General features: G+C 72.3%; 6 protein-coding genes. 4 read left to right on the forward strand and 2 right to left on the reverse strand.

All coding sequences use genetic code 11. The annotated features are described in order from the left end of the window. Nucleotides 1-303 precede the first annotated feature (303 nt). The gene (locus ACZ6R6_RS48820) at nucleotides 304-1,659 is read left to right on the forward strand and encodes a serine hydrolase domain-containing protein (protein ID WP_470104323.1); all 1,356 of its coding nucleotides are present in this window, start codon (nucleotides 304-306) and stop codon (nucleotides 1,657-1,659) included. Here the strand turns inward: ACZ6R6_RS48820 and ACZ6R6_RS48825 are convergent. Both ACZ6R6_RS48825 and ACZ6R6_RS48830 read right to left on the reverse strand, forming a co-directional pair. Then, nucleotides 1,649-2,299: a response regulator gene (locus ACZ6R6_RS48825; RefSeq protein ID WP_470104325.1), complete on the reverse strand. Its 651-nt coding sequence runs from the start codon at nucleotides 2,297-2,299 to the stop codon at nucleotides 1,649-1,651. The genes ACZ6R6_RS48820 and ACZ6R6_RS48825 overlap by 11 nt on opposite strands. A gap of 74 nt (nucleotides 2,300-2,373) precedes the next feature. After that, nucleotides 2,374-3,495, reverse strand: coding sequence for a sensor histidine kinase (locus tag ACZ6R6_RS48830; RefSeq protein WP_470104327.1), 1,122 nt, complete (start codon nucleotides 3,493-3,495; stop codon nucleotides 2,374-2,376). A gap of 166 nt (nucleotides 3,496-3,661) precedes the next feature. Between ACZ6R6_RS48830 and ACZ6R6_RS48835 the strand changes: the two genes are divergently transcribed. From ACZ6R6_RS48835 to ACZ6R6_RS48845, 3 genes are read left to right on the forward strand one after another with little or no spacing between them, the layout of a single operon-like run. Then, nucleotides 3,662-5,083 (forward strand): MFS transporter, encoded by a 1,422-nt coding sequence (locus ACZ6R6_RS48835; protein ID WP_470104329.1) that lies wholly within the window; start codon nucleotides 3,662-3,664, stop codon nucleotides 5,081-5,083. Continuing rightward, nucleotides 5,077-7,155, forward strand: a complete 2,079-nt coding sequence (locus ACZ6R6_RS48840) for a S9 family peptidase (protein ID WP_470104331.1) — start codon at nucleotides 5,077-5,079, stop codon at nucleotides 7,153-7,155. The genes ACZ6R6_RS48835 and ACZ6R6_RS48840 overlap by 7 nt, the downstream gene beginning before the upstream one ends. Beyond that, the gene (locus ACZ6R6_RS48845) at nucleotides 7,152-8,561 is read left to right on the forward strand and encodes a serine hydrolase domain-containing protein (protein WP_470104333.1); all 1,410 of its coding nucleotides are present in this window, start codon (nucleotides 7,152-7,154) and stop codon (nucleotides 8,559-8,561) included. Before ACZ6R6_RS48840 ends, ACZ6R6_RS48845 begins: the two co-directional genes overlap by 4 nt. Nucleotides 8,562-8,860: the final 299 nt, after the last annotated feature.

Genomic DNA, 8,860 nt, shown 5'->3' on the forward strand with positions numbered 1-8,860 from the left:
AGACGCTGTCGTGGCCGGACAGGTTGTCAGTGATCACTGCGATCGTGCCGGTCGGGCTGCTCTTCTCCAGCAGGGCCAGGAAGCGCTGCCGGCCGACGCTGTTGCGTGAGGGGGCGCACATGGTGACCGCATGGCCGTCGGCGATGCGCAGGCCGCCGTAGACCCAGGTCTTCTCCGGCCGCAGCGCGACCCCCGGATCTGAGACCGGCGGGCCGTACGAAAGGAGGGACCTCCGTGGCGAAAGGTGTGTCCCGGCCGCGGAGCCTTGAACCGCCCGGAGTGGGCCCTCGATAGTCGGGATCCATGAACGAACTGCTAGCCGAGACCGCGGCGCGGCTGGGCGTGACGGGCGCCCAGCTCGCGGTGGTCGTGGACGGGAAACCGACCGAGGCCGTGACCGGCGTCGCCAACGCCGGGCTGGGCACGCCCGTGACCACGGACACGCTCTTCCAGATCGGCTCCACCACCAAGCTCCACACCGCGGCCCTGGTCCTCGGCCTGGCCGACGCCGGGCTGGTCGACCTCGACCGGCCGGTGCTCGACCACCTTCCGGAACTCCGGCTCCCCGGCGCGGAGGCGGTCACCCCGAGACATCTGCTGTCGATGAGCAGTGGCCTGGACAACGGCCCCTACGCCGACACCGGTCGCGGCGACGACTGCGTAGCACGATACGCCGAGCTGCTCGCGGAGATCCCGCTCGCCTTCGCCCCGGGCACCGGGTTCGGCTACTCCAACGCCTCGACCGTCGTCTCCGGCCTGCTGGTCGAGCGCCTCACTGGCCTGACCTGGGACGAAGCCCTCCAGCAGCGGCTGGCCGTCCCGGCGGGCCTCACCCACACCGTCAGCCTCCCCGAGGACCTGCCCTACCATCGGCTCGCGGTCGGACATGACATCAGGGGCGAGGTCGTCAGGCCGTGGGGATTCTCGCGCGGCCTCGGCCCGGCCGGGAGCACGCTCTGCTCCACCGCCGCCGACCTGGCCAGGCTCGGCCAGGTCATGCTGGCGTACGGCACCGCCGCCGACGGCACGAGGGTGCTGTCCCGCGAGGCGGTCGAGACGATGCAGACCCCGCACGTGAAGGTGGAGGCCCGCTGGTTCGCCGAGCAGTGGTGCGCCGGGCCGTACCGGAAGGTCTGGGACGGCGTCGCCGTCTACGGCCACGGCGGCACCAACCTCGGCGGTTCCTCGACCCTGGTGTGGATCCCGGAACGGAACGCGACCATGGCCGTCACCGTCAACACGCCGTCCCAGGGCTATCCCTTCGCCGACGCGGTCTTCGCCGCGGTCTGCGCGGAGATGCTGGGGCTGGTCATGCCCGTACGGCCCGAGCCCGAGCCGGGTCTGCCCGTGGACGCCGCGCTCTACACCGGTGTCTACGAGACCCACGACACGCGCTACGAGGTGCGGGACCGGCCCGGCGGCATCGCCGTCACGGCTGTGTCGGGCGGGGAGAGCCTGACCTGCGACCTGTTGCCGCTCGGCGGCCACCGGTTCTGGCCGGCCGACGACCGGCTCAGTGGAATGCACCGCTGGGACGTCGCCTTCGTCCTCGGAGACGACGGTCGTGCCGTGCGGTTCCTCAACGGAGCCTTCGCCGCCCGCCGGAGCGGAGACTCCGGCGCCTTCGCCGTACGCCGGAGCGCCGACCTCAGCGGCTGACCAGGCCCGCGTCGTAGGCCAGGAGCGCCGCCTGGGTGCGGTTGGCGCAGCGCAACTTGGTGAGCAGCCGGGAGACGTAGCCTTTCACCGTCGTCTCACTGAGGAACAGCCTGCCGCCGATCTGCGCGTTGGACAGTCCCTCCCCCAGGCAGGTCAGCACCTCCCGCTCGCGCCCGGTCAGCCCGGCGACCAGGCCGCGCGCCTGGTCGCGGGCGGGACCGGAGGCGGCGAAAGCGGTGACCAGCCGCCGGGTCAGGGCGGCCGAGACGATCGCATGCCCCTCGGCCCCGACCCGGACGATGTCGATCAAATTCTCCGGGTCGGTGTCCTTGAGCAGGAAGCCGACCGCGCCGGCCCGTAACGCCCGCACGGCGTACTCATCCAGGTCGAAGGTGGTCAACATGATCACTTTGGGCGCCCGGGGCAGACCGCAGATCCGCTCGGCGGCGGTCAGCCCGTCCACGCCGGGCATTCGGATGTCCATCAGCACCACATCGGGTGCCAGCCCTATCACCGCCTCGACCGCCTCGGCACCGTCGTAGGCCTCACCGACCACCTCGATGTCGCCGGTCCGGGACAGGATCGCGCTCAGGTGCGCGCAGACCATCCGCTCATCGTCCACCAGCAGCACCCGGATCACCGGCCCGCCCCCCGCCGGACTTCCCGCGCCCGGGACCACCGACCCGTCTCCGGCCAGGCTCCCCGCACCCGGGGTCACTGGGTCGCCCCCGGGAGCGTCGCGGTCAGCTCGAAGCCGCCCTCAGCCGTCGGCGCCGCATGGAACACCCCGCCCACCAGTTCGACCCTCTGCCGTAGCCCCAGCAGCCCCGTCCGGGAGGAGGGTGGCAGCGCCGGATTCACGGTCATGGTCGCCGGGTTGCGGACGCTGACCAGCAGCGCGGAATCCTCCTGGCTGAGCCGGACCTGGACGGGAGCGCCGGGGGCATGCTTGCGCACGTTGGTCAGCGCCTCCTGGACCACCCGGTAAGCGGTCCGGCCGAGCGCCGGCGAGACCGCGATGCCGTCGTCCTGGGCCAGCTCGACCACCAGCCCCGACTCCGCGACCAGCCGCGAGACGTCGACGAGCGTCGGCTGCGGGGCCAGCTCGACGGGCCCGGCGTCGTGCAGGACGCCCACCACCTCCCGGAGCTCGTCCAGAGCGCGCCGCCCGGTCGCGCGCAGCTCCTCGGCGGCCTGCCTGACCTCGCCGTTCGGCGCCGCCATCCGCAGCGACCCCGCCTGGAGCACCATCAGGCTCACGTGGTGGGTCACCACGTCGTGCATCTCGCGGGCCAGCCTGGTGCGCTCCTCGGCCCGCGCCTGCTCCGCGAGGAAGCGCTGCTCCCGCTCCGCGCGTTCGGCCCGCTCGGCCAGGGCCTGGTTGAGGCGGCGCTGGCTGTCGGCGTAGAGGCCGAGGACCGTCGGAGGGACCACCGCCAGCCCGCAGATGGAGATCAGCTGCAGTGCCATGGCCAGGTCCCGGGCCTCCCACAGGTGCGACATCACCAGCAGGGCCGCGGCGGCGACGGCGACCGTGGTCCGCCGATCACCCCGGTGCGCGCCGAGGGAGTAGAGGGCGAACGGCGTCGCGAGGGGCACCTCGATGTATCCCAGCGGGACCATGACGAGCGCGACCGCGAGCGGGAACCGCCATCTGGCGAGCAGCGCGACGGCCCCGGTCACCTGCACCCAGAGCCCCTGCCACGGGACGTCGGGCAGCAGTGCCATCGGCACGGCGCCGTTGATCGCCAGGTCGCTGGTCACGCCCACCGCGCCCACGGCGACGGCGAGCGCGACGTTCCCGGCGGCCCGCCCCGCCCTGACATACAGCTTCACATCACCAAGCTATCCGGGCCGTCCAGCCCTTCCCCCATCTCCGCGGGAGGACGCGACGAAAGTAGGTCCGCATTCCCTACCTTCGCGACGCGATCGCGCATCTTCCGCAGCTCGTGGCGACCGTCCGCCCGGCGCGATTCTCGAACCTCTCTCACCAGGAGGTCTCATGAACGATCCGCCGAACGCATCCGCGTCCGCCGATCCCCCGGCGCCCCCGATGTCCCGGGAGGACGCCAGGGCCGTGCTCGGCGTGACGGGCAAGAAGGACGACACCGCCCCGCTGCTCCAGACGCTGAGGGAGCACGGCACCGGCCTCTTCTTCATGATCGGGCTGACCGTCCTGGCCGTCGTGGACAACTTCCAGACCCAGGCCTTCAGCGTGCTCACTCCCGAGGTGTCCGCCGGCCTGGGGGTGGACCTGGGCACGATCTCCGGCATCGTCGGCGTCCAGGGAGTCGCGGCGGGTCTCGCCCCGTTCGCCGTCGCGGCGTTGCTGCGCCGCTACCCCCATCGCGTACGGCTCGCGCTCGGCACCGGCTTCGCCTGGAGCGTCACCACCCTGTTCACCGGCATGGTGAGCGGGCCCGTGTCGCTGGGCGCGCTGATGCTGGTCAACGGGGCCACCACGGGCACGGTCGCGCTGCTCCACCCGCCGCTGCTGATGGACGCCTACCCGCCACCCGCCCGGATGCGGATCATGTCGCTCTACTCGGCCTCCTCGCCGCTGGCCAACATCGTGGCGCCGCTGTTCATCGCGGGCCTGGTGTCGTGGATCGGCATGGACTGGCGGGCGGTGTTCGTCTCACTCGGGGTGGTCTCCGTCCTGGCCTGCCTGTCCGCGCTGAGACTGCGCGAGCCGGTGCTCGGCCGCTGGGACGTGGCCGAGCTGAGCGCCCGCGCCGGGTCCTCGCCGCCGTCGGGCCACGGCGACCCGATGGGCTTCCTCGCGACGGTCCGGCGGGTGACGCGGATCCCGTCGATCCGGCGGATGGCCATGGGGTTCACCGCGATCGGCTCGCTGGCCGTGCCGTACGGCGTGGTGATCTCCACGTTGCTGAACAGCGAGTGGGGGCTGTCGGTCGGCGAGCGCGGGCTGTTCACCAGCGCCACCGCGGTGGTCTCGATCATCGCCCTGGCCGTGTTCGGCGGCCGGGCCGAGGCCGCCTACCGGGCGGGGCCCGCCCGGTTCATGGCACTCAGCGGCGGAGCGCTCGCGCTGGCCGCCTCGGCCTTCGCCATGTCGGCGCTCGTGCCGAGCCTCTGGCTGGTGCTCGCCCTGCTGGCCCTGGGCCAGGCGCTGCTGGCCGTCATCGGGCCGTGCCTGTTCATCGGCGGGCTCTCGGTCGTGCGGCCGGAGGACCGGGCGCACGCCATGGCCGCCCTGGGACTGATCCTCGCCTTCGGCGGGCTGGCCGGCGCCGGGCTGCTCGCCCTGGCGACCGCCTTCCTCGACCTGCGGGGGGCGATGCTCCTGCTGCTCCTGCCCGCCGTCGCCGGGTCGCTGTTCATCGCGACCCTGCACAAGACCCTCATGGGCGATCTCGACGCCCTGATCGACCACGCGATCGGAGAAGACAGACAATGCTAGACAGATACAGAAGGGCCGAGGCCCTGCACGTCTCCCGGAACGACAGCCTGGTCCACCGGGCGACGGTGGTCCCCAGCTGGGAGGGCGACTCCTTCTGGTACCGGGTGAACACTCCCGAGGGCCCCGCCTGTTTCCGGGTGTTCCCGGAGAGGGGGGAACGGCGGGAGATCGAGGACCCGGGAGGCGAGCAGGCGCCGCCGCCGGAGGTCACCGGGGTCCGGACGTCCCCCGACGGCCGATACACCGTGGCCGTGCGCGGCGACGACCTCGTGGTGAACGGCGAGCCCCTCACCGCGGACGGCGAGCCGGACTACGCCTACGGCCTCCCCAGCGACCAGGGAAAGCTGCCGATCGTGGCCCGGCAGATGGGCATGAGCGTGCCACCGCTGGTCGAATGGGCGCCGGACGGCCGCAGGTTCGTCACCCTCCGGGTGGATCAGAGGCATGTGCCGGCGCTCACCATGATCCAGTCGTGCCCGCCGGACGGCAGTCCCCGCCCGCTGGCCCACACGCTCCGCTACGAGATGCCGGGCGACCCGCTGCCCACCTTCCAGCAGATGATCTTCGATGCGGAGACCGGCGACCGGGTCGACATCGCGATCGAGCCGCTGGCCTTCACCCATGACGCCCCGATCGGCATCGGGCGGGTCTGGTGGGAGGACGACGACACCCTCTGGATGCTGTACGGCACGCGCGGCCACAGGGCGGCCAGGCTCTACCGGATCGACGCGCGTACCGGTGCCGCCGAGGTCGTCCTGGAGGAGTCCAGTGAAACGATCATGAACTCGTCGCCCACGATCGTGGAATCCCCTCTCGTGCGCACCCATGGCGACGAGGTGCTCTGGCACTCCGACCGCTCCGGCTGGGGTCACCTCTACCTGTATGTGAACGGCGAGCTGAAGAACGCCGTCACCGAGGGGATGTGGCTGGTCCGCGACCTGGTCCACGTCGACTGGGACGCGCGGGAGGTGTTCTTCGTCTCCGGTGGGCACGGCTCCAACCCCTACCAGCGGCGACTGTGCCGGGCCGGCCTGGACGGGACCGGAGTCACCGTGCTCACTCCCGAGGACACCGACCACCAGATCGCCGCCTCGCCCGACGGCCGCTGGTTCGTCGACACCCACGCCGCCCCGGGGCAGGCTCCCGTCACCGTGCTGCGCGACGCCACCGGTGCCGTCATCACGGAGTTGGAGCGCGCCGACCTCACCGCACTGGAGGAGGCGGGATGGCGGGCACCCGAGCCGTTCACGGTCAAGGCCGCCGACGGCGTGACCGACATCCACGGCCTGCTCCACCTGCCCGCGGACTTCGACCCGTCCGGGAGCTACCCGATCCTCGACTCGATCTACAACGGGCCGCAGATCACCCGGCAGCTCCGCACGACGCTGCGCGGTTTCACGATCGACCCGTTCCTGCTCGACCCCGCGGGCGGCGCTCCGATGTTCGCCCAGCTCGGCGTGGCCGTCGTGGTCGTCGACGGGCGCGGCACGCCGTACCGGTCGAAGGCCTTCCAGAACGCCTCCTATGGCGACCCGACCGCGACGGCTGGTATCGACGACCACGTGGCGGCGATCAGGCAGCTCGCAGCCGAACGCCCCTACCTCGACCTCGCCAGGGTCGGGGTCATCGGGCACTCCGCCGGGGGCGCCGCCGCGCTCCACGCGGCGCTGCGCCACCCGGAGTTCTTCACCACGGCCGTGGCCTCCGCGGGCGACCACGACCACAGCGGCTACTACGCGATCTGGGGAGAGACCTACCAGGGCCCGCCGCCCCAGGACTACACCGCCGGATCGCCGCTGCCGCTCGCCGGGCGGCTGCAGGCCAAGCTACTGCTGCTCTTCGGCGAGATGGACGACAACTGCCACCCCGCTCTGTCGCTCCGCGTCGTCAACGCGCTGATCGCCGCGGACAGGGACTTCGAGATGCTCATGGTCCCCAACGCCGCCCACGGCTACGGCCCCGCCGAGGCCCACGTACTGCGCCGCCAGTGGGACTTCCTCACCCGCCACCTGATCGGCCAGGAGCCCCCGGCCGGCTACCGCATCGACCCGACCTTCGGAGCAGCCAGATGACCGACGACCTCCTCGACCTCCCCCAGGCGCGCGGCCCCCGCGACGTGCGGGACTTTCCCCGCCCTGACGACCTGAACGCCAGGCTCGCCGAGCTCGCCGGGCGGCACGGGATCACCGGCGCGGCCATCGCGTTCAGCCGGGGCGGCACCGTGGTCGAGGCCGCCACGGGCGTGCTCAACACACGCACCGGCGCCCCGGCCACCGTCGACTCGCTGTTCCAGGTCGGCTCGGTCGCCAAGTCCTGGACCGCCACGCTGGTCATGCAGCTCGTCGGCGAGGGGAAGCTCTCCCTGGACCAGACCGTCCGATCCGTGCTACCCGGTTTCGCGCTCAAAGACGAGGACGTCGCCGCGAGTGTCACGGTCCGGCAGCTCCTCACTCACACGGCCGGCTTCGAGGGCGATGTGTTCGTCGACACCGGCAGGGGCGACGACGCCGTGGAGAAGCTCGTCGCCCTGCTCGCCGGCGTGCCGCAGATCTTCCCGCCCGGCGCCATGTGGTCCTACAGCAACGCCGCCTACTGCGTGCTCGGCCGGATCGTGGAGGTGCTGCGCGGCATGCCGTACGGCACGGCCCTGCGCACCCACCTCGTCGCCCCGCTCGGCCTCACCCACGTCGCCACCTGCTCCGACGAGGCGATCCTGTACGGAACCGCGGTCGGCCACGCCGGCGGCGAGCCGGTCCCGGTCTGGTCGCTGATGAGGTCCAACGAGCCCGCCGGGTCGAGCCTGGCCATGCGCGCCCGCGACCTGCTGGCCTTCGCCCACATGCACCTGCGTGGCGGCCTCGCCGAGGACGGTGTGCGCGTGCTGCCGGAGAATCTCACGCTGCTGATGCGCGAGCCCCAGATCGAGCTCCCCTACCTGGGACGGTCGTCGTCGTGGGGGCTCGGCTGGGACCTGCAGGAGTGGGAGGGCGGGGTGATGGCCGGACACGACGGGTCCACTCCCGGGCAGGTCGCCTCGCTGCGGACGGTGCCGGAAGCCGGGGTGGCCGCCGTGCTGCTGACCAATGGCGGCGACCCCGGCCCGCTGATCACCGGGCTGTTCCAGCCGGTGATCGAGGAGCTCGCCGGGGTCGGGGCGCCCGCGTCGCCGGTGCCTCCGGCTGAGCCGCTCGCCGTCGATCTCGCCCGCTACGTCGGCCGCTACCTCTCCGACGCGGTCGCCTGGGACGTGGCCGCCGACGAGGCGGGATCGCTCTGGCTCACCGCCATCCCGGTCGGCGTCATGGCCGAGCACGGCGGGCCGCAGCGATTCCGGCTGGTGAGGCTGGGCGGCGACACGTTCCTGTTCGCCGAGCCGCGGGGAGGCGTTCACACAGCCGTCACCTTCGTGGGCGGAGAGCGGATCGAGTTCCTGCACACCGGGCGCGCCAACCCCCGAGAGGGACTTCTGCCTGGTTAGACGCCGTTCGCGGTGCCCCGGCGAGTGACGACCGGCAGCGCCCGCCGTGATCACCTGCCCGGCGAGGTCCATTCGGGATCTCCGGCATGACGCGGGAACGGATGTCCGGCGACCGGCGCTCCGGCCGCCGGACATCCGTTGACCGGGCTGGAGTCGGCGGCCGGAAGAGCACGGGAGTGGAAGGACGGGGATGTCTCAGGCACCGGCCCGCGACGGCGCGGTGGTCCCCAGCAGTTCCTCGATGAGGTCGGCCGCGCGGGTGGTGCCGCCCTCGGCCCGGACCTCGGCGCGGATCTTCT

Source organism: Streptosporangium sp. NPDC048886, assembly GCF_055586905.1.

Bases quoted from the DNA above. Each gene is read 5' to 3' on its own strand.
- ACZ6R6_RS48835 (WP_470104329.1), top strand. From the start codon at position 3,662: ATGAACGATCCGCCGAACGCATCCGCGTCCGCCGATCCCCCGGCGCCC.
- ACZ6R6_RS48840 (WP_470104331.1), top strand. From the start codon at position 5,077: ATGCTAGACAGATACAGAAGGGCCGAGGCCCTGCACGTCTCCCGGAAC.
- ACZ6R6_RS48845 (WP_470104333.1), top strand. From the start codon at position 7,152: ATGACCGACGACCTCCTCGACCTCCCCCAGGCGCGCGGCCCCCGCGAC.
- ACZ6R6_RS48820 (WP_470104323.1), top strand. From the start codon at position 304: ATGAACGAACTGCTAGCCGAGACCGCGGCGCGGCTGGGCGTGACGGGC.